Raw genomic sequence first — 20,196 nt, 5'->3', positions numbered from 1 at the left:
CTGTGACGAGACCTGTGACGAGCACTGGGACGAGGACGTCGATGGACGCCACGAGAGGACCTCTGGTGGGACGCACCGCGACGTCCCGTCCGGTCGCGGTGCGGCGCACGGCCGTCGGCGCGGCACTGGCCGTGACGCTGGGACTGGTCGTCGTGGGCGGGTGGGCCGCGGTCGCCCGCTCCGCGTCGGTCGCCGACCGGACGGTCCACGCGGAGGTCGCGGCGGTGGCGGAGGTCGCGGCGGACGGGGAGCTGCGGGCCGATGCCCCGGCCGGTATGCCGTCCGCTGACGACGGCGCCGAGGGTGCGGCTGCCTGGCCGACGGGCATCTTCGAGGACCCGGAGGCACCCGCCCGCGCCTCGGAGTTCGTCGGCACGAACCGCTGGGTGGGGCAGGGAGGTCCGGGCACGCTGGCCGTCTGGGCCGGGCGCTCGGGCGAGGACGTCACCCGGGGCAGGGTCCTGGTGGGCACGTTCGACGGACAGCAGCAGGTCGTCTCGCGCGACACGGTCGACCTGCCCGCCACCGGCCCGCTGCGGATCGTCTCGGCCCACGGCGTCGTCCTGCGTCTCGTCGACGCGGCCGGTCGGCCGCACCGGTTCGACGCAGCCACCGGCGCCTTCCTCTGACCGGTGCCCACCCACCGGCCACGGGGGTGCGTCACGTGCGGCACACGCACGCGGCGCACCCTCCGGCGCCGGGGGTCAGTCCGGCAGGCTCACTCATCCGGCAGCCTCAGGACGGCACGGTCGCGTGCCGGGGACGGCCGTCAGGCGACCGGGACGGTGGTCAGGTCCGCGGCCTGGTGGAGCAACGCCTGGCACAGCTGCTCGCTCGTCGCGACGTGGTTGCGGCGGAAGATGCGCGCCGCGCGGACCAGGGTCGTGGTGGCGCGGTCGCGGTCGAGGAGGTCGACATGGATCCGGCCGAGCTGGAGCAGGGTGTAGGCGATGCACCGCTCGTCCCGCAGCTCGGTGAAGGTGGCGAGGGCGTGCTCGAGGTCTCGCAGCGCCTCGCCCGTCTGGCCCAGACGATGGTGCAGCTCGCCGAGGTCGCGCAGGACGACTCCCTCCCGGTGGACGTCGCCGATCGCGCGGGCGAGCCGCAGGGCCGCCGCGAACCACGGCCGTGCCTCCTCGAGCCGGTTCTGCGCGACGAGGATGCGGCCCAGCGACCCGCGCAGCAGCGCCTCCTTGGGGGCGTCACCCGACTCGAGGACGGCAGGCAGGGCTGCCCGGAGACAGCTCTCCGAGAGGTCGAGACGGCCCTGGTGACGGTGCACGGTCGCCAGCCCGGCCAGGGTGAGGGCGGCCCCGAGGTCGTGACCCTCTTGTCGGAAGAGGTCGAGGGCCCGCTGGAGGTGCTGGCGTGCCCGCGTCAGCTCGTCGGAGTAGATCAGCGACTGGGCCAGGCCGCGCCACAGGGAGGCTCGGGCGAGGGGGCTGTGCCCCTCACAGGCCAGCGCGACCTCGTGGGACGCCGTCCAGTCGTCGTAGAGGGCCTGCTCGTCGTAGAGCGGGCTCAGCGACGTGGCGAGGTCGTGGGACTCCTCGTCCAGTCCCCAGTCCCGCGCCAGGCCGAGGGCGTCGAGGAGGGCACGCCGTTCGGCGAGCAGCCATGCCGGGGTGTCCTCGACGAGACCGCGGGCCTCGGAGACCGGGAGTCGCCACGCGTCGCCTGCCCCGGCCAGCGGCTCGAGGAAGGGGTCGAACAGGCTGGGCGGTCTTGCGCTGCGGGCCTCGTCGACGAGGGCGGTCCACCCGCTCAGCAGTCGACGCACGGCCGCGCGGCAGACGTCCTCGCCGCGAGCCGTGGCGCGCTGCTTCGCATAGGACCGGAGCAGGTCGTGCATCCGGTAGCGGGGCTGCCCGACCGAGTCGTAGGACACGAGCTGGACGAGGTTCGCGTCGACGAGCCGTTCCATGACGTCGTCCTGCGCAGGCTGGCCGAGCAGGGCGCTCAGCACCCAGCCGGGCTGGTCGCAGGAGCCGAGCAGGCCGAGCAGGTCGTGGCCGCGCACGACGTCGTCGGGCAGGGACCGCAGCGACAGGTCGACGCTGGCACGGACGTCGAGGTCGCCGAGGCTGAGCTCGGCGAGCCGACGGGACTCGTCCGCGAGGCGCTGGCGCATGGCCCTGAGCGGCCAGGTGGGCCGGCCCAGCAGCTTGCCGCTCGCGATGCGGATCGACAGGGGCAGGTAGCCGCACAGCTCGACGATCGTGCGGGACTCGTGCGGCTCGAGCGCGGTGCGGGCCCCTCCGACGATCCGGCACATCATCTCCTCGGCGTCCCGTGGGTCGAGCAGGCCGAGGTGGACGTGGTGCGCGCCCGGGAGGTCGGTGAGGAGGTGGCGGCTCGTGACGATGACCGCGGAGTGGCCGTGCGGCGGCAGGAGTGCCTGCACCTGCTGGGCGCTCGCGGCGTCGTCGAGCACGACGAGGGTCCGCCGCTCGCCGAGGTGCGAGCGCATGAGCGCCGCGCGCGCCTCCACGGTGTCGGGCAGGGGCCGGCCGAGCTGCCCGAGGGCGTGCAGCATCGCCGCGAGCAGCTCGGCGGGGTCGCGGGGCTGGGTCGCGGTCCCGGCCAGGTCGAGGTGGAACTGCGCGTCGGGGAAGCGCTCGCGCACCCGGCGGGCCACGTGCAGCGCCAGGGTCGACTTTCCCGTGCCCGGCGCGCCGTGGACGACGACGACCGTGGGCGCGTCGACGTCGGTCGCGGAGAAGAGGTCGAGCATCTCCTCGACCTCCCGCGCGCGTCCGGTGAAGTCGGGGATCCCCGGTGGCAGCTGCCGGATGGGCAGCTCCTTCTGGTCGTCCTCGAGCGGGCTCTCGGCTCGGGCGGTGGCACGCGGGCCGACCCGGTGGGCAGCCGTGCCCGGGGGCAGGGTCCCGCCGAGGATCTGCTGGTGGACGGCTTGGGTCTCCGCGCTGGGGTCGGTGCCCAGCTCCTCGGCGAGGGTGCGGCGCAGCCTGTCGTACTCGTGGAGCGCCTCGGCGAGGCGCCCGCTCCGGTAGAGGGAGACGAGCAGCTGACGCCGGAGGTGCTCGCGCAGCGGGTGCCGGGCGACGAGGTCCTGGACGTGCTCGACGACGGCCTCGTGGCGCCCGGCGTCGATCTCGATCTGCAGCCGGCATTCCGTGGCGGTCATCCAGCGACCGGTGAGGCGGTCGGCGAGCATCCGCGCCTGCTCGCCGGTCGCGCCCGGCAGCGGCTCGCCCCGCCACAGCGCGAGGGCCGAGTCCAGCGCGGCCGCGGCCTCGTCGTGCGACCCGGCGCGGAAGGCGGCCAGGCCCTCGTCGACACGGGCGCCGAAGAGCGCCGCGTCGACGTCGCCGGGACCCGTCACGAGCCGGTAGCCGTCCCCACAGGTGCGGATGAGGGCACCGTGGGTGTCGCCGAGTCGGGTCCGCAGCCCCCGGACGTAGCCGTAGACCTGGGTCGGTGCCGAGCTCGTGGGACTCTCGCCCCACACCTCGTCGATGATCCCCGGGACGGTCACGACGTGCGGCGCGCGAGCGATGAGACACTCCAGCACGGCGCTCATGCGGCCGGTCGTGACCGGTGTCCAGCTGGTGCCGTCAGACACGGCCAGCGGTCCGAGAATCCTGATGCGCATCGGTGCCGTCCCCTTCCGGGGAAAACGCTAGCGGGATCCGGCGAAGGCGCCACCGGAGAGCGATCGCATCCCGCCGGGGCCGCTCGGCCGGGGTCGCTGGTCGTCCTGGCGGTGGCGGTGGGAGCCGTCGCAGATCACGCGTGCTCCCCGCCGAACGACGAAGGACCCCGACGGTGGAACTGTCGGGGTCCTTCGTGATTCTGGCGGTGGCGGTGGGATTTGAACCCACGGTGGAGTTACCCCCACACACGCTTTCGAGGCGTGCTCCTTAGGCCGCTCGGACACGCCACCGAGAGGAGACCTTACCCGAGGCGACGGCCACCCAAGAAATCGACCGGTGGCGTCCCGAGCAGCCCCCGACATCGCCAATCTCCCACGCGTGGCCCTGCCTGCGGGTCACGATCAGAGGGGCACGGAAATCACGACTGAGACCGCAGAAGGCTGGAGACCATGGCTGACTCCTCGTCACTCACGCCGAGCCCGGCGCCGGTCGCCGTGCAGGAGGCCTTCGACCGGTACCACGCGGACCTCGTCGGCGAGCTCACCGCGGTCTGCGGGAGCGCGGGAGCCGCCGAGGCGGCGGTCGACGAGGCCTTCCGCCGGGCCGCCGCACTGCCCGACTTCGCCGAGATCGGGCGCCCGCTCGACTGGCTGCGCGTGACTGCCCGCAACCAGGTCGTGCGGCGTTCCTTCCGCCGCGACGACCTCGACGGCGGTCGACACCTCCCGGCCGCGGCGAGCTTCGAGCGGCCGTCGCTCGCGGGCAGCCTGAGCCGGGCCGCGCGCGCACACCGACGGCTCGTGGCGCGCCGGGCGGGCCTGGGCGCGGCCGGCACCGTGCTTGCCGTGGTCGCCCTGTTCGCCGCCACGCCGTCTCACCATGGGCGCCGACGAGCGCGCCACCGACGGCGTCCCCCACCTCATCGCCGATCCGCAGCTCGCCGCCCCTCATCCCGACCTACGACATACCGTCACCCTCGACGTCGGCGGCTGAACCGTGGCCGCCCGTGACCCCTCAAGCGGTCGTCGGCCACCCCGACGCGCGGCAGGCCTATGTGGTGACCTCACCACAGGTCTCGTCGCGACGGGCGATCGTCTGGCAACGCTGCCGCCCCGGTTCCTTTCGTGCCTCGTGTGACCAGGACAGTTCAGCGCTGGCCGTCGAGGTGGTGGACGACGAGGGCCACCGCCTGACTCACCTGCTGCAGAGCGAGCAGGTGGTGAGGCCGGGCTTCGCGGGGAACTTCGCCATCATCGCCGCGTGGGAGGGCGACGACTATGCCCTGATCTCCCCGACCATGAAAGAACCACAGCCGTTCGCGGTCAAGACCGGTGCGCGACCCCGACCGGGCCAGCGGTTCAGCACCTGCGCCTCCGGCCCCTGTCTCGTCGACCTCCACGGGACGGTGCACATCCTCGATCTCCCGCGCGACGTCCAGTGGGACACGAACACGACCAAGGGCTGGGTGGGCACCCAGGAGCTCGACAGCTCCACCGGGTCCGCGCGCATCTTCATCCAGCAGGACGACGAGACGTTCGCCACCGTCGACGTCACCGCCAGATCCCCGAGCCAGGACAGCGCCCTTCCGTTCGGCGCGAACGGGCAGGACGGCACGGTCGCGATCTGGTTGTCGAGCCAGTGGGGCTTCGCCCAGGTTGCCGTCTCGACCGACCGGGGACGCTCGTGGACGATCCACTGGGCCAACCCGGCTGACGGCTGGGGACCCTCGTCGTACGCCTCACTGCCGGTCGCCAGTCCACCTGGCATGACCGTGAAGGCGCTCAGGAAGTGGTCCCCGGGACGGTGACGACACGCGGTCGCTCCACGAGCACCGCTCGCCTCAGTCGCCTCACTCGCCGAGCCTCCGGCCCTCGAAGAAGTCGACGAGCAGGGCCGCCGACTCCTCCGCCCGGACACCTCCGACGACGTCCACGGTGTGCGTCGCGAGCGGGTCCCGCGTCAGGTCCCAGACCGATCCGCAGGCTCCAGCCTTGGGGTCCCAGGCGCCGAAGACGACCCGTTCGACCCGCGCCGCCATCGCCGCCCCGGCGCACATGACGCAAGGCTCGAGGGTGACGACGAGCGTGCACCCGTCCAGGCGCCACGAGCCGAGCGCCTGCGCGGCCTCGCGCAGCGCGACGACCTCCGCGTGTCCCGTCGGGTCGCCCAGCTCCTCACGCACGTTGCGACCACGGCCGACGACGCCACCCTCGGTGTCGACGACGAGCGCACCGACGGGCACGTCCTGCGAGCCGGCGGTCGCCGCCGCGAGGTCGAGCGCCTGACCCAGCCAGGCGGCATACGTCTCCGGCGTCGGGACGGAGCTCTTGCCGGGGGTCTCGGATCTCTTCGCCACGCGATAAGTTTCCACCCATGGACGTCCATGTCGCAGACCACCCGCTCATCGCGCACAAGCTGACCTACCTGCGCGACAAGCGGACCGACAGCCCGACCTTCCGGCGCCTCGCCGAGGAGCTCGTCACGCTGCTCGCCTACGAGGCCACGCGCGACGTCCGGGTCGAGCCGTTCGAGATCGAGACGCCGGTCGCCCCGACCACCGGCATCAAGCTCTCCAACCCCAAGCCGATCATCGTGCCGATCCTGCGCGCCGGTCTCGGCATGCTCGACGGCATGGTCAAGCTCCTCCCGAGCGCCGAGGTCGGCTTCCTCGGCATGATCCGCAACGAGGAGACCCTCGAGGTCTCCACCTACGCGAACCGCCTGCCCGACGACCTCACCGGGCGGCAGGTCTTCATCCTCGACCCGATGCTCGCCACCGGTGGCACGCTCGTCATGGCCATCGACTACCTCACGGCCAAGGGCGCCCGCGACATCACGGCCGTCTGCCTGCTCGCCGCCCCCGAGGGCATCCAGCACCTCGAGGACGAGCTCGCCGACAGCGACATCCCCGTCAAGGTCGTGCTCGGCACCATCGACGAGAGGCTCAACGAGAAGGGCTACATCGTCCCCGGTCTCGGCGACGCCGGCGACCGCCTCTACGGCGTCGTCTGAGCCCACCGCGCTCCCTGCGTATGCCGCGGGGTCAGGGCAGCGCGTCGCCCCACTCGGCGTCGCGCGCCCTGCGATAGCGCTCCCGCGCCTTCTTCGACACGACCTCGCGCCCGGCGGTCCCGTCGGGCCGGCAGACCTGGAACTCGACGAATCCCTTGCGCTTCAGAGGATGCCGGAGGATGCGGCCCGAACGCTCCTCTGCTAGCGGGGGTTCGGGGACGCCCGGCGCGGCAGCGGCGACCCACGAGTACTTCTCGTCCTCGTAGGACAGCTCAGCCCCCTTGAGACGACGGTGCTCCGCGGAGCGGCTCACGCGGGCTGCGAAGTGGCACCAGTCACGATGTGCGAGAGGGCATTCCGCGGAGTGTGGACACGGGCCCAGGAGTGTCCAGCCGGCCGCGAGCAGGGCTGCTCGGACGCGGAGCACCCGTGCGTAACCGTCGGGCGTCCCCGGCTCGGCGACGACGACGGCACGGCCCCGACGCATCGCATCGGCGACGAGCGCGTCCTGCTGGGCCTCGTCGAGCTCGCTCAGCACGTACGAGACCGTGACGAGATCCGCTTCCACCGCGGGCCACGCGCCGGCGACGGCCCGCCGGAACGTCGCGCCCCTCAGTGCGGGCGACGACGCGTCGTCGACGAGCTCGCGCCCGAGGGCCAGGGCGTCCTCGACCTGGTCGAGCACCGTGACCGACTCCAGCGACTCGAACGCACCTGCCGCCGCCCACGCCGCGGCGCCGGTCCCGCCGCCGAGGTCGAGCAGCGACCGGGGCGCCAGACCACGAGCCGCGACGTCGGCGAGGACCCGCGACAGCGCCGCGTGCGTGGCCGGCATCCGGTAGGCGGCATAGGCCGCCACGTGCACCCTCGACGCGAGGATCGGAGCCGACGCGGGGGCCACGGACCGGTAGCGCGACACGAGCGCCTCGGTCGCCCGGGTCAGCTCGCGCTCGTCGACCCGACGCACGGCGCGGCTCAGAGCGGCACGCAGCTCGGCGGCATACGCTGGCGTTCGCGACACTCGTGGAGGATAGCGGCGGCCCGCAGGTCAAGCCGACACGCGGGCTCCGATGCCGCACCCCACCAGCCACGTACGGCACACTGGTCCCACCCCTGTGCCGTGGGGCTGTCAGGGCAGCGCCAGCACCTTCCCTCCAAGGAGCGACACACCATGGGCCCCAAGGCCAAGAAGATCATCCTGATCATCGTGCTCGCGTTCTTCGTCTACGCCGTGTTCACGTCCCCCGACAAGGCTGCCGACATCGTCAGCAACATCTGGGGTGTCCTCGTCGACGGCTTCAACGCGATCCTCGAGTTCTTCGGGTCCCTGCTCAACCGATGATGCGAGCACACTGAGCCCATGGCCTTGATGAGGAGCACGGAGGTGCCGGCGGGACTGGCGCCGATCCTGCTCCCGGGCGAGAGACTCGTCACCGCGGTGCGGGCGCACTGGGGCAAGCTCGCCGAGCCCGTCGCGACGATGCTCCTCGGGCTCACCGCCGCCGTGTGGATCGACTCCAACGTCACCAAGGCCACCCAGGCGCTCGGCACCATCTTCTGGTGGCTCTTCTTCGGGCTGCTCGCCCGCCTCATCTGGTGCCTGCTCGACTGGAGCCACAACTGGTTCGTGGCCACCGACAAGCGGCTGCTCCTGCGCTACGGCCTCATCTCCCACAAGGTCGCGATGATGCCGCTGCTCAAGGTCACCGACATGAGCTACGTCCGCTCCATCCCCGGCCAGTTCCTCGGCTACGGCAAGTTCGTCCTCGAGAGCGCCGGCCAGGACCAGGCGCTCCGCGAGGTCAAGTGGGTGCCCAACCCCGACCAGACCTACCGCGACATCTGCGCCGAGATCTTCCACATCGTCCCACCCCCCGGTGACGAGGACTTCGAGGAGTTCGACGGCGAGTTCCCTGATGACACAGGGCAGCCCGGCGGTCCGGTACCGCCCGTGAGCCCGATCGTCCCCGGTGGGGGCGCTGCCTACCCCGACGTGCACCGCACACACAACCCGATCCAGGACCGCCTCGACTCCTACTCCCGGGCCGTCCCGATCCAGCGGCCGTCCGACCGGCCCGAGACCGTCTACGAGAGCGACGACCTCAAGCGCCGCCGCCGCGGCGCCGACACCGGGCCGATCTGGCCGCGCTCCGACGACTGACTGCCGTCATCGAGCTGCAGCGCCGGGTGACACAGATGGTGCCCGGGCGGGTACCACTGGGTAGTCGCGGCACCCCCCGCGGCGCGCGGCCGACGATGCCCGAGCAGGACTCGCAGGCGGTCGCGCTCCCCGCTAGTTTGTGATGATCCGCCCGTCACCGACCGCTCGGAGGCCAGCATGAGCGTGTTCCGCACCAAGTCGGTCGAGGCCTCGATGGCCTCGTCCGAAGAGGCCGACCACAAGCTGAAGAGGACACTCAGCGCCCTTGACCTCACGGTCTTCGGCATCGGTGTCATCATCGGCGCCGGCATCTTCACGCTGACCGGCAGAGCCGCCAAGGACTACGCCGGTCCGTCCATCGCGCTGTCCTTCGTCATCGGTGCGATCGTCTGCGGCCTCGCCGCGCTCTGCTACGCCGAGTTCGCGTCGACGGTCCCCGTCTCCGGATCGGCCTACACCTTCTCGTACGCGACGCTCGGCGAGCTCGTCGCGTGGATCATCGGCTGGGACCTGCTCCTCGAGCTCATGCTCGGCGCGAGCGTGGTCGCCCAGGGGTGGTCGCAGTACTTCGTCACCTTCCTCGACCAGCTGGGAGTGACCTGGCCAGAGTCGGTCGGGCCGGGGTCGCACGTCGACCTGCCGGCCTTCCTGCTCATCGCCGCCCTGACGCTGCTCATCGCCAAGGGCATCAAGGAGTCCCTGCGCGTCAACCTCGTGCTCGTCGGCGTCAAGCTCTTCATCGTGCTCTTCGTGATCTTCGCGGGCATCCAGTTCATCAACCGGGACAACTGGTCGCCGTTCATCCCGCCGTCGCAGCCGGGCAAGGCCGCCGAGGGTCTGACGACCCCGCTGCTGCAGGTCATCACCGGGATGACGCCCGCCACGTTCGGCATCATGGGCATCATGGCCGGGGCGGCCATCGTCTTCTTCGCCTACATCGGCTTCGACGTCGTCGCGACCACGGCGGAGGAGGCGAAGAACCCGCAGCGCGACCTCCCCCGCGGCATCCTCGGCTCGCTGGCCATCTGCACCCTGCTCTACGTCGCCGTGACGCTCGTCATCACGGGCATGCAGAACTACAAGGACATCGACCCCGACGCCGCCCTCGCGACGGCGTTCAAGAACGTCGGCAAGGACGGCTTCGCGACCCTCATCTCGGCCGGCGCCGTCGCCGGCCTCACGACGGTCGTCATGACCCTCATCATCGGCGCCACCCGCGTGACGTTCGCGATGAGCCGCGACCACCTCATCCCGCCGAGCCTCGGCCGCACGAACGACCGGACCGGCACCCCGGTCAAGCTGACGCTCATCATCGGCACCGTCGTCGCCCTCATCGCCTCGCTGACGCCGATCGGCAAGCTCGAGGAGATGGTCAACATCGGCACGCTGACGGCCTTCATGCTCGTCTCGCTCGCCGTGCCGATCCTGCGCAAGCGTCGCCCGGACCTCAAGCGCTCGTTCAAGGTCCCCGGCAACCCGGTCGTGCCGTGGCTGTCCGCGGCCGCCTGCTTCTACCTCGTGCTCAACCTCTCGGTCGAGACGTGGATCCGGTTCATCGTGTGGATGGCGCTCGGCTTCCTCATCTACTTCCTCTACTCGCGCCAGCACAGCAAGCTGGCGACGGGCGAGGAGGAAGGCAGCCGCGAGGCCCCCGAGGTCCTCAGCGAACGCTGACCTCAACCCGGCCAGCCTCGACTGCTCTCTCTTCGGACGACTCCCACGGCATGCCGTGGGAGTCGTCCCATGTGAGGGCAGTCGCGCGGTCGGCGGGCAGCGAACAGGCGGGTGTCCACAGGCCTGCTGCACGGCCCGGGGCTCCGAGGCCACGATGGACCGATGGACCCGTCCACCATCGCCCGCGACGGCGTCTTCTCCAGCGCCACCGCCTCACGCTTCGGGCTCGATTCGGCAGCGCTCCGTCGTCTGCTGCGGGCCGGCGAGTGCACGCGCCTTCGGCCTGGTTGGTACGCGCCGGGACGGCCGGCCGACGACCACGAGCTCTGGCGTCTGCGCGTTGCTGCCGCCGCCCAGGAGTATGCGGGGCGCGCCGTACTCAGCCACGACGCGGCCCTGCTCGCCCTCGGCCTGCCGACCTTCCGTCCGGTCACCTCTCGCGTCGACCTCACGTGGACCGAGCCCGGCATCCCGGCACACCTCGGTCGGTGGGTGCGGCTGCACCAGTGCCCGACGGCCCACGCACTCGACCCTGAACGCCCCGTGACGCCGGCTCTTGCGATCGCCCAGACGGGGCTGCGCAGCCGCCGAGCCCTCCTCGTCGCCGGCGACGCCGCGATGAGGTCGCGAACCGCCACTCGCGCGCAGGTCGACGACGCCCTGGCCCTGCTCGACGGGCACCGTGGGATCGTGGCCGCGCGTGCGGTGGCGCCCCGCATCGAGCCCCTGCACGAGTCTCCGGGCGAGACCCTCACGGCATGGCTCCTGCACCAGCTCGGGTATCGGCTCGTCCCGCAGTACCAGGTGCCCGGCACGGAGCAGCTGACCGCGAGCGGGTGGCCGGACCGCGTCGACTTCCTCGTCGAGGGCACCCGAGTCGTCGTGGAGTTCGACGGCAAGGTCAAGTACGACGGCCGCGACGTGCTCTTCGCCGAGAAGCAGCGCGAGGACCGCATCCGCTCGCTCGGCTACGAGGTCGTCCGCCTGGTGTGGGCTGACCTGTCACACCCGGAGCACGTCCGGACCCTGCTGCAGGCCGCGGTCGCGCGCTCAACCCGGCGCGACGTCCGTCGACCCCGCAGCGCCTGATCAGTAACTGCTCCACGCGCGCTCGACTGCCCCGCGACTGACCGAACGACACGGCATACCAAGGCATTCGGTCAGTCGGGGGGCACTCGGTCAGGCTGGAGGCAGTCGGTCAGGCCGGGGGCACTCGGTCGGTCAGAGGGCCTTGATGATGTCCTCGACGCGCTCCTTGGCGTCGCCGAAGAGCATCGCGGAGTTGTCGCGGAAGAAGAGCGGGTTCTGGACCCCCGCGTAGCCGGCGTTCATCGAGCGCTTGAAGACGACGACGTCCTTGGCGTTCCACACCTGAAGGACCGGCATCCCGGCGATCGGCGACGTCGGGTCCTCCGCGGCGGCCGGGTTGACGGTGTCGTTGGCGCCGATGACGAGCACGACGTCGGTGTCGGGGAAGTCGTCGTTGACCTCGTCCATCTCGAGGACGATGTCGTAGGGCACCTTGGCCTCGGCGAGCAGGACGTTCATGTGGCCCGGCAGGCGACCGGCGACCGGGTGGATGCCGAAGCGGACGTCGACGCCGCGCTCGCGCAGCTTCGACGTGAGGTCGGCCACGGGGTACTGCGCCTGCGCGACCGCCATGCCGTAGCCGGGGGTGATGACGACCGTCGACGCGCTCTTGAGCAGGTCGGCGACCTCGGCCGCGTTCGTCTCGCGGTGGTCGCCGTAGTCGACGTCGGAGTTGGACACGGCCCCGTCGGAGCCGAACCCGCCGGCGATGACCGAGACGAACGACCGGTTCATGGCCTTGCACATGATGTACGAGAGGTAGGCACCCGAGGAGCCGACGAGCGCCCCGGTGACGATGAGCAGGTCGTTGCCGAGCATGAAGCCCGCAGCGGCGGCGGCCCAGCCCGAGTAGCTGTTGAGCATCGACACGACGACGGGCATGTCGCCGCCACCGATCGAGGCGACGAGGTGCCAGCCGAACGCGAGAGCGATCGCCGTCATGACGAGGAGTGGCACGATCGAGTGCGCGGCCACGAACCACACGAGCAGCCCAGCCGACACGACGCACGCAGCGAGGTTGAGCCAGTGGCGGGCGGGCAGCATCAGCGGCTTGCTCGAGATGCGCGCCGACAGCTTGAGGAACGCGACGATCGAGCCCGTGAACGTCACGGCTCCGATGAAGACGCCGAGGAAGATCTCGACCAGGTGGACGGCCTCACCCTCGACGCCGACGAGGTCGGACGTCGCGATGAACGTGTTGATGCCGACGAGCACCGCCGCGGCCCCGACGAACGAGTGCAGCATCGCGATGAGCTCGGGCATGCCGGTCATCTCGACCTTGCGTGCCCGGGCGATGCCGATCGCCGCACCGATGACCATCGCGACGCCGATGAGCAGCCAGGCCGACCAGGCCGCACCGCGCAGTGAGAGCCAGAGCGTGGCGACGAGGGCGATGCCCATGCCGACCATGCCGAGGACGTTGCCGTCGCGGGCGGTCTCGTGCCTCGAGAGCCCCGCGAGCGACATGATGAAGAGCAGCGCCGCGACGATGTATGCCGCCTGGATGAGTGCGATGTCCATGTGCGGTCAGCCCTTCCGGAACATCGTCAGCATGCGGCGGGTCACGGTGAAGCCACCGAAGATGTTGATGCTCGCCAGGAGCGCGGCCACGAAGCCGAGCACCATGATCACGACGCCCTTCGTGCCGCCCACCGACCCGGCCGAGCCGAGCTGGAGCAGCGCACCGACGACGATGATGCCGCTGATCGCGTTGGTGACCGACATGAGCGGCGTGTGCAGCGCGTGGTGGACGTTGCCGATGACGTAGTAGCCGATGACGACGGCGAGCGCGAAGACCGTGAAGTGCCCGAGGAAGCTCGGCGGTGAGACGGCCGCGACCGCGGCGAAGACGATGGCGCCGATCGCCATCCCGGCATACCTGCGCCGTGGGTCCTTCGGTGGCTCAGGCTCTTTCACGACCTTCGTGCCGGATGCCGTCTGCGCGACCGGGGCCGCGCTCACCTGGATCGCGGGTGGGGGCCAGAGCAGCTCGCCGTCGCGGGCGACCGTCATGTTGCGCTGGACGACGTCGTCGAAGTCGAGGACGAGCTGCCCGTCCTTGCCCGGCGTCAGGAGCTTCATGAGGTTGACGAGGTTCGTGCCGTAGAGCTGCGACGCCTGCGTGGGCAACCGGGCCGCGAGGTCGGTGTAGCCGATGATCGTCACGCCGTTGTCGGTGACGACCATCTCGTCGGCGACCGCGCCCTCGACGTTGCCGCCGTTGGCCGCCGCCATGTCGACGATGACCGAGCCGGGCTTCATCGAGGCCACCATCTCGCCGGTGATGAGCCGCGGCGCGGGACGCCCGGGGATGAGCGCCGTCGTCACGATGATGTCGACGTCAGGCGCCTGTTCGGCATACAGCTCGGCGGCCCGCCGGTTGTACTCCTCGCCCATCTCCTTGGCGTAGCCGTCGCTCGACGCCGCAGCGGCGTCGACCTCGGGCATCTGGACGGCGAGGAAGTCGGCGCCCATCGACTCGACCTGCTCGGCCACTTCGGCCCGGGCGTCGGTCGCACGCACGATCGCCCCGAGGGAGCGCGCCGTGCCGATCGCGGCGAGGCCCGCCACGCCGGCACCGGCCACGAGCACCTTGGCGGGCGGCACCTTGCCCGCCGCCGTGACCTGGCCGGTGAAGAAGGAGCCGAACTCGTGGGCGGCCTCGACGACGGCGCGGTAGCCGGCGATGTTGGCCATCGACGACAGGACGTCGAGCGACTGGGCCCGGCTGATGCGGGGGACGGCATCCATCGCCATCGCGGTGACGCCCGCGGCGCGCAGCCTCTCGACGAGGTCAGGGCTGATGGCCGGCGCGAGGAGCGAGACGAGGACCGTGCCCGCTCGCAGCCGGGCGATCTCGTCGTCGGAGGGCGCGTTGACCTTGTGCACGATCGGCGAGCCCCACGCCTCCTCGGCCGTGACCACGCGAGCGCCCGCGGCGGCATACGCCTCGTCGGAGAAGCTCGCCCGCTCCCCCGCCCCGCTCTCGACGGCGACGTCGTAGCCGAGTCCGACGAGCTGTTCGACGGTCTTGGGCGTCGCTGCGACACGTGTCTCGCGGGCGCGGGTCTCACGGGGGACACCGATCTGCACGCTGGGCTCCTTCGCGCGGAGGGCTGGGCACTGGTTCACGAACCTAGAGCACGACCCCCGGGTAACGGCAGGTCTGCCGGGCACGTCACACAAATGACACGCGACCGGACCCGAACGTCTCTGATCGTGGGCAGCCACCGGCTCCGGGGCGGGCGTTCCCGTGGCCCCGGTGGGCCCGGGTCGGTCAGTGCGAGGGCGCCCGCCGGCCCAGGCTGAACACCTCGGGTGGCGGCTTCTGGTCCGACTCCAGCCGGCGGTAGGCGCTCGGCGTCGTCCCCACCTCGGCGAGGAACTGTCGGTTGAAGTTGGCCATGTTGTGGTAGCCACTCATCTCGGCGACCTGGGCCACGGAGTGCTCGGTCGTGTCGAGGAGCCGTCGGGCGTAGGCGATCCGCAGCTTCTTGACCATGCTCGAGAACGTCATGCCGGTCGCCGTCTTGAAGTACTTCGAGAACGTCGGCTCCGACATGTACGCGAGTCGTGCCGCCGTCGACAGGCGGATGTCACCCGTGAGGTTGTCGAAGATGTAGCTGAGCCCGGCCTCGCCGGCGTCGCGCGACGCGGCATCGGTCGGCCGCCCCATCCACTCGCTCGCCACGAGGTCGTACTCCTCGGGCGGGGCGTGCGCGAAGAGCGCCAGGAGCTTGAAGAGGTGGCCGAGCTGCTCGACGCCCTGGCTGTGCACGCAGGCGAGGATCGTCTCGGCAGCCCGCCAGGCCGTCGCACCGGAGAAGACGATGCCGCGGGTCGAGCGCTGGAGCACCTCGGTCACCTCGGCCAGCTCGGGCAGGTGCTCCATCGCCGCATGGATCCACTCGTCGCTGAACTGGATGACCGCGTCCCGGTCGACCGCCACCTGCCCCTCGGCGAGGTCGCTGACCCAGTCGTGCGGCAGGTTGGGACCGATCAGGCTGACGTGACCCGGCGCGAAGGTGCCGATGTGGTCACCGGCGATGAAGCTGCCACGCGTCTTGGTGATGAGGTGGATCTCGTACTCGGGATGGAAGCCCCAACCGCAGATCTCGCTCGGGAAGTCGTGCGTCAGCACCCGCGCCGAGGCCTGGGGGTGGTGCGGGATGTACTCGCGACGCACTGGCTGCCCCAGTATCTGGCCCGCCTGTACGGAACGCACCGAGTCGCCGTCGGTCGTGCGGGAGTCGCCATCAGAAGACTGGCCGGATCGATACGAAATCTTCGCTCCCCTCGCCGGGTGGGACCACCGTGTCTCCACATCGTGCGGGCCGCTGTCCGGAATGTCGAGTCCAGCACCAGGCCCCTCGCAAAATCGTATCAATGACAGGGGTCTCATGGTGCTTGTTGGGCCCACCCGCACGTCAATACCGTTCCGGCAAGTTCCCGTCAAGAACGACAGCGGAGATCGCCGCAAGGTCCGGTGGGTCCGGGCCGACGGAACGAGGAATGCCTACCAAAGGAGTTAGGAATGCTTGCGAACAAGCGCATGCTCGCGCTGGGGACGGGCGCGGTGGCGGTCGCCATGACGGTGGCTGCCTGTTCGTCCGGGGCCGTGCAGTCCGGCAACGGGTCCACGGGCGCCGCCGGAGGCGCCGTCACCCTCAAGGTGGCCACCGTGAACAACGGCCAGATGAAGGACATGGAGAAGCTCAAGACCGAGTACGAGAAGGCGAACCCCGGCGTCACGGTCAACTTCCAGGTCATGGAGGAGGGCGACCTCCGCGCCGCCGTGACGGCAGACGTCGCGAGCGGCGCCGGCCAGTACGACATCGTCACCATCGGCGCCTACGAGACGCCCCAGTGGGGCGCCAACGGGTGGCTCGTCGACCTCACCCCGGAGCTGCAGTCGGACGCGTCGTACGACGTGAACGACCTGCTCCCCCCGGTGCGCGACGTCAACACCTTCGACAACAAGCTCTTCGCCGTCCCGTTCTACGGCGAGTCCTCGATCCTCATGTACAACAAGGGGGTCATGGACAAGGCCGGGGTCACGATCCCGCAGAACCCCACGTGGCAGCAGGTCGCCGACGCGGCCAAGAAGGTCAACACCGCTGACATGGCGGGGATCTGCATGCGCGGCAAGCCCGGCTGGGGAGACCTCTTCGCCCCGCTCACCACGGTCGTGCAGACCTTCGGGGGCAACTGGTACGACAGCAGCTGGAAGGCCACCGTCAACACGCCGGAGTGGAAGGAAGCCGTCACCTTCTACAAGACGATGCTCGACGAGTCCGGTGAGAAGGACCCCGTCTCCTACAGCTTCAACGAGTGCCTCACGGCGCTCAAGGAGGGCAAGGCCGCGATGTGGGCCGACGCCTCCGTCGCAGCCTCGATGCTCGAGGCGGCCGACTCGCCCGTCAAGGGCAAGATGGGCTACGCGCACATGCCGGTCACCAAGACGAAGGAGTCCGGCTGGCTCTGGAGCTGGAACCTCGCCATCCCGACGTCGACGAAGCAGAAGGACGCGGCGGTCAAGTTCGTCAAGTGGGCCACGAGCAAGGACTACATCAAGCTCGTCGGCACGAAGATCGGCTGGTCCAACGTCCCGCCGGGCTCGCGCACCTCGACGTACGACATCCCGGAGTACAAGGAGGCCGCGAAGGCGTATGCGCCGATCACCCTCGACGTCATGAGCTCGGTCAACCCGAAGCAGCCGGGCGTCAACCCGCAGGGCTGGGTCGGCATCCAGTACGTCTCGATCCCCGAGTTCCAGGACGTCGGCAACCAGTGCGCCCAGCTCGTGGCGGACTACCTGGCCAACCGCGGCACGATCGACGACGCACTCAGCAAGTGCCAGTCCATCGCCCAGGCAGCCGGCGACAAGCACAAGAAGTGACGTCCGCCTACTGACTCGTGGTGCCGGGCCCGGCACGCCCCGGGCCCGGCACCACACCTCCTCCAACCCAGTCGCACGAGCCGCACGAGGGAGTGCCGACATGACGACGACCACCACACCACCAACCGAGCTCGAGGACGTCAGCGCCACCACCGCCACCGACAAGCGGCGCGTGCAGCGGACGGAGCTCTGGCGCAACCGGGGACTGCTGCTCCCGGCCGTCATCTTCCTCGTCCTGCTGACGCAGATCCCGTTCCTGACGACGATCGGCTTCTCGCTGACGAAGTGGAACCTGCTCTACCCCAACGACCGTGCGTTCGCCGGCTTCGACAACTACACGAGCGCCCTGACCTCCGGCGACCTGTGGCCCTCGATCCGCGCCACGGTGCTCATCACGGCCTTCTCGGTCACCCTCGCTGTCCTCTTCGGCCTGCTCTTCGCCGTCCTGCTGGACCGCCCGTTCCGCGGTCGCGCCCTGGCCCGGACCCTGATGATCACGCCATTCCTCATCATGCCGGCGGCCGCCTCGCTCATCTGGAAGTACTCGATGTTCGACACGAACATCGGGATGCTCAACTGGGTCTTCCGGTCCCTGCACCTGCCGGTCGTCGCCTGGAGCACCGAGCACCCGATGGCCACGGTCGTCATCGTGCTCACGTGGCAGTTCACGCCGTTCATGATGCTCATCCTCCTGGCCGGGCTGCAGGGCCAGGACAAGGGCATCCTCGAGGCCGCCCAGGTCGACGGGGCCGGCACGTGGCGCACCTTCACGTGGATCACGCTGCCCCACCTGCGGATGTACATCGAGATCGGGGTGCTCCTCGGCTCCGTCATCATCCTCCAGGTCTTCGACCCGATCGCGATCCTCACCAAGGGGACCGGCGGCACGAAGACCCTCGCCTACCTCCTCTACGAGCGGGCCTTCATCGGGCTCGACGTCGGGCAGGCAGCGGCATACGGCGTCGTGACCGTCGTCCTCACGATCATCGTCGCGACCATCGCGCTCAAGAGCGTGTTCAAGGTCTTCATGGCAGGAGGAAGCCGATGAACAGCACAGACAGCCCGACGCGGTCGAGGCGATCGGCGAGGGGGGCCCTCACGACGCTCGTCACGTGGATCCTCGTGCTCGTCTTCTTCTTCCCGGTCTTCTGGATGGTCCTCAACGGGTTCAAGCCGGAGTCGCTCGCGTCGTCCGTCAACCCGACGTTCATCTTCAAGCCCGTCACGGAGGGCTACCAGCTCGCGATGGACCGCGGGATGGCCGGCTACCTCCAGAACTCGTTGACCGCCGCGGTCATCGCGACGATCATCTCGGTCGTCCTCGCGATCCCCGCCGCGTACGCGCTGTCGATCCGGCGGGTCAAGAACGTCGAGAACTCGCTCTCGTTCTTCATCTCGACCAGGTTCATGCCGCTCGCCGCGATCGTCCTGCCGCTCTTCATGATCTTCAAGACCGTCGGGCTGCTCGACAACATCTACATGCTCGCGATCGTCTACGGCGCGATGAACCTGCCCGTGACGGTCTGGATGATGCGCTCGTTCTTCCTCGAGGTGCCCTTCGAGATCATCGAGGCCGCCCGGGTCGACGGGGCCGGGATGTTCCGCGAGATCGTGCGGATCGTCCTGCCGCTCGTCCTCCCCGGGGTGGCGGCCGCGGCGCTCATCAGCTTCATCTTCGCCTGGAACGAGTACTTCCTCGCCCTGCTGCTGACGAGCTCGGCCGCTCGCACGACGCCGCCCTTCCTCGGCAGCTTCGTCGACGGTCGCGGCCAGTTCCTCGCCGTCCTGTCCGCCGCGGCGACCATCGCAGCCCTTCCCGTCATCATCGCGGGCTGGGCCGCACAGAAGCAGCTCGTCCGCGGCCTGTCGATGGGAGCCATCAAGTGACCGCCACGGCTCCCACAGCGGGCCCGGCCGCCGGCCCGGCCACCGGGCCCACGGGGCGCGCCGTCGAGCGTGGACGGAGCCTCGAGGACACGGTCGTCGTCGTCACCGGTGCCGGCGGGGGCATCGGTGGCGCGATCGCCAGGCTCGTCCTCGAGGCGGGTGGGCGCGTCGTCGCCGGTGACCTCCGGCCCGACGCCCTCACCTCGCTGCGCGACGCGTGGGGAGAGGACCGCCTGGCCGTCGACCTCGGCGACGTCAGGGACGAGGCCACGGCCGAGGCGCTCGTCGCCGCGGGCGTGCAGGCCTTCGGCCGGGTCGACTCCGTCGTCGCCAACGCCGCCGTCGGCTTCTACGGCGGGATCCTCGACTACTCGGCCGACGAGGTCGCGCTCATGGTCGACGTCAACGTCAAGGGAACCGTGTGGCTCGCCCGGGCCGCCGTGCGGCAGTTCCGCGCCCAGGGAGACGGTGGCGACCTCGTCATCATCGGCTCGGTCGCAGGGCTCCTCATCGGGGGCGGCAAGGAGGCGGTCTACTCCGCGACCAAGGCCGCCCAGATCAACCTCGGCTACGCCCTCGACCGTGAGCTGCGCTCCGAGGGGATCCGCACGACGACCATCGCACCGGCCGGCGTCAACACCCCCTTCGCCGCCGCCGACGGACGCTTCGGCGACCGCGACCCCTCCGAGGGCGACTTCATGGAACCGGAGGACATCGCCCAGGCCGTCGCCTACACGCTGCGGCAGCCACGACGGATGCGGACCGAGCTGTGGACGATGTGGAGCCTGTCCGAGACGCACTGACGACCGTCAGCCGCGCGTCGAGGACGACCGGCTCCGCCCCGTGGCCGGCCATCC

At 70.5% G+C, this 20,196-nt stretch carries 18 protein-coding genes and 1 tRNA gene; 11 read left to right on the top strand and 8 right to left on the bottom strand.

What is annotated here, in order from left to right:
• The first annotated feature begins 65 nt into the window (after nt 1-65).
• Nucleotides 66-629, top strand: a complete 564-nt coding sequence (locus tag ACSSS0_RS13845; RefSeq protein WP_487228437.1) for a hypothetical protein — start codon at nt 66-68, stop codon at nt 627-629.
• A gap of 140 nt (nt 630-769) precedes the next feature.
• On the opposite strand, the gene ACSSS0_RS13840 is transcribed toward ACSSS0_RS13845, so the two are convergent.
• From ACSSS0_RS13840 to ACSSS0_RS13830, 3 genes are all read right to left on the bottom strand, one after another.
• Entirely contained in the window at nt 770-3,544 is a 2,775-nt protein-coding gene (locus tag ACSSS0_RS13840; protein ID WP_487228436.1) for an AfsR/SARP family transcriptional regulator, read from the bottom strand.
• Between the two features lie 273 nt (nt 3,545-3,817).
• Nucleotides 3,818-3,907, bottom strand: a tRNA-Ser gene (locus ACSSS0_RS13835).
• 174 nt (nt 3,908-4,081) lie between these two features.
• Nucleotides 4,082-4,540, bottom strand: a complete 459-nt coding sequence (locus ACSSS0_RS13830) for a hypothetical protein (protein ID WP_487228435.1) — start codon at nt 4,538-4,540, stop codon at nt 4,082-4,084.
• A gap of 245 nt (nt 4,541-4,785) precedes the next feature.
• Here ACSSS0_RS13830 and ACSSS0_RS13825 point away from each other — a divergent pair, with 245 nt between their 5' ends.
• Nucleotides 4,786-5,424: a hypothetical protein gene (locus tag ACSSS0_RS13825; protein WP_487228434.1), complete on the top strand. Its 639-nt coding sequence runs from the start codon at nt 4,786-4,788 to the stop codon at nt 5,422-5,424.
• 42 nt (nt 5,425-5,466) lie between these two features.
• Here the strand turns inward: ACSSS0_RS13825 and ACSSS0_RS13820 are convergent, their stop codons facing one another.
• Complete coding sequence (locus ACSSS0_RS13820) at nt 5,467-5,973, bottom strand: nucleoside deaminase (protein ID WP_487228433.1); 507 nt, start codon at nt 5,971-5,973, stop codon at nt 5,467-5,469.
• Nucleotides 5,974-5,990: 17 nt separating this feature from the next.
• Between ACSSS0_RS13820 and upp the strand changes: the two genes are divergently transcribed.
• Complete coding sequence (gene upp, locus ACSSS0_RS13815; RefSeq protein WP_487228432.1) at nt 5,991-6,629, top strand: uracil phosphoribosyltransferase; 639 nt, start codon at nt 5,991-5,993, stop codon at nt 6,627-6,629.
• Nucleotides 6,630-6,660: 31 nt separating this feature from the next.
• Here the strand turns inward: upp and ACSSS0_RS13810 are convergent, their stop codons facing one another.
• Complete coding sequence (locus ACSSS0_RS13810) at nt 6,661-7,650, bottom strand: small ribosomal subunit Rsm22 family protein (protein WP_487228431.1); 990 nt, start codon at nt 7,648-7,650, stop codon at nt 6,661-6,663.
• Nucleotides 7,651-7,800: 150 nt separating this feature from the next.
• On the opposite strand from ACSSS0_RS13810, the gene ACSSS0_RS13805 reads away from it, so the two are divergent.
• The 4 genes from ACSSS0_RS13805 (at nt 7,801) to ACSSS0_RS13790 (ending at nt 11,553) form a co-directional block, all read left to right on the top strand.
• Nucleotides 7,801-7,971 carry a hypothetical protein gene (locus tag ACSSS0_RS13805; RefSeq protein ID WP_435987360.1) on the top strand — a complete coding sequence of 57 codons (171 nt, stop codon included), beginning with the start codon at nt 7,801-7,803 and terminating at the stop codon, nt 7,969-7,971.
• 18 nt (nt 7,972-7,989) lie between these two features.
• Nucleotides 7,990-8,790, top strand: coding sequence for a PH domain-containing protein (locus ACSSS0_RS13800; protein WP_487228430.1), 801 nt, complete (start codon nt 7,990-7,992; stop codon nt 8,788-8,790).
• A gap of 177 nt (nt 8,791-8,967) precedes the next feature.
• On the top strand, nt 8,968-10,464 hold the full coding sequence (locus ACSSS0_RS13795) for an APC family permease (RefSeq protein WP_487228429.1): 1,497 nt from the start codon (nt 8,968-8,970) through the stop codon (nt 10,462-10,464).
• Between the two features lie 162 nt (nt 10,465-10,626).
• On the top strand, nt 10,627-11,553 hold the full coding sequence (locus ACSSS0_RS13790) for a type IV toxin-antitoxin system AbiEi family antitoxin domain-containing protein (protein ID WP_487228428.1): 927 nt from the start codon (nt 10,627-10,629) through the stop codon (nt 11,551-11,553).
• A 132-nt stretch (nt 11,554-11,685) separates the two neighbouring features.
• On the opposite strand, the gene pntB is transcribed toward ACSSS0_RS13790, so the two are convergent.
• The 3 genes from pntB to ACSSS0_RS13775 all read right to left on the bottom strand — a co-directional run bounded on the left by pntB (nt 11,686) and on the right by ACSSS0_RS13775 (nt 15,739).
• Nucleotides 11,686-13,074 (bottom strand): Re/Si-specific NAD(P)(+) transhydrogenase subunit beta, encoded by a 1,389-nt coding sequence (gene pntB, locus ACSSS0_RS13785; protein ID WP_487228427.1) that lies wholly within the window; start codon nt 13,072-13,074, stop codon nt 11,686-11,688.
• Between the two features lie 6 nt (nt 13,075-13,080).
• Complete coding sequence (locus ACSSS0_RS13780) at nt 13,081-14,646, bottom strand: Re/Si-specific NAD(P)(+) transhydrogenase subunit alpha (protein WP_487228426.1); 1,566 nt, start codon at nt 14,644-14,646, stop codon at nt 13,081-13,083.
• Between the two features lie 184 nt (nt 14,647-14,830).
• A complete protein-coding gene (locus ACSSS0_RS13775) occupies nt 14,831-15,739 on the bottom strand; it encodes a helix-turn-helix domain-containing protein (protein WP_435987366.1) in 909 nt (302 codons plus the stop codon).
• 348 nt (nt 15,740-16,087) lie between these two features.
• On the opposite strand from ACSSS0_RS13775, the gene ACSSS0_RS13770 reads away from it, so the two are divergent.
• The 4 genes from ACSSS0_RS13770 to ACSSS0_RS13755 all read left to right on the top strand — a co-directional run bounded on the left by ACSSS0_RS13770 (nt 16,088) and on the right by ACSSS0_RS13755 (nt 20,142).
• Nucleotides 16,088-17,452: an ABC transporter substrate-binding protein gene (locus ACSSS0_RS13770; protein WP_487228425.1), complete on the top strand. Its 1,365-nt coding sequence runs from the start codon at nt 16,088-16,090 to the stop codon at nt 17,450-17,452.
• Between the two features lie 100 nt (nt 17,453-17,552).
• Entirely contained in the window at nt 17,553-18,500 is a 948-nt protein-coding gene (locus tag ACSSS0_RS13765; RefSeq protein ID WP_435987368.1) for a carbohydrate ABC transporter permease, read from the top strand.
• Nucleotides 18,497-19,339, top strand: a complete 843-nt coding sequence (locus tag ACSSS0_RS13760) for a carbohydrate ABC transporter permease (protein ID WP_435987369.1) — start codon at nt 18,497-18,499, stop codon at nt 19,337-19,339. The genes ACSSS0_RS13765 and ACSSS0_RS13760 overlap by 4 nt, the downstream gene beginning before the upstream one ends.
• On the top strand, nt 19,336-20,142 hold the full coding sequence (locus tag ACSSS0_RS13755; RefSeq protein WP_487228424.1) for an SDR family oxidoreductase: 807 nt from the start codon (nt 19,336-19,338) through the stop codon (nt 20,140-20,142). The genes ACSSS0_RS13760 and ACSSS0_RS13755 overlap by 4 nt, the downstream gene beginning before the upstream one ends.
• The last annotated feature ends 54 nt before the right edge of the window (nt 20,143-20,196 follow it).

Source organism: Terrabacter sp. R4-6, from assembly GCF_057529065.1.
Note: the sequence above shows the minus strand (reverse complement) of the source record. Positions and strands in the feature narration are given on the sequence as shown.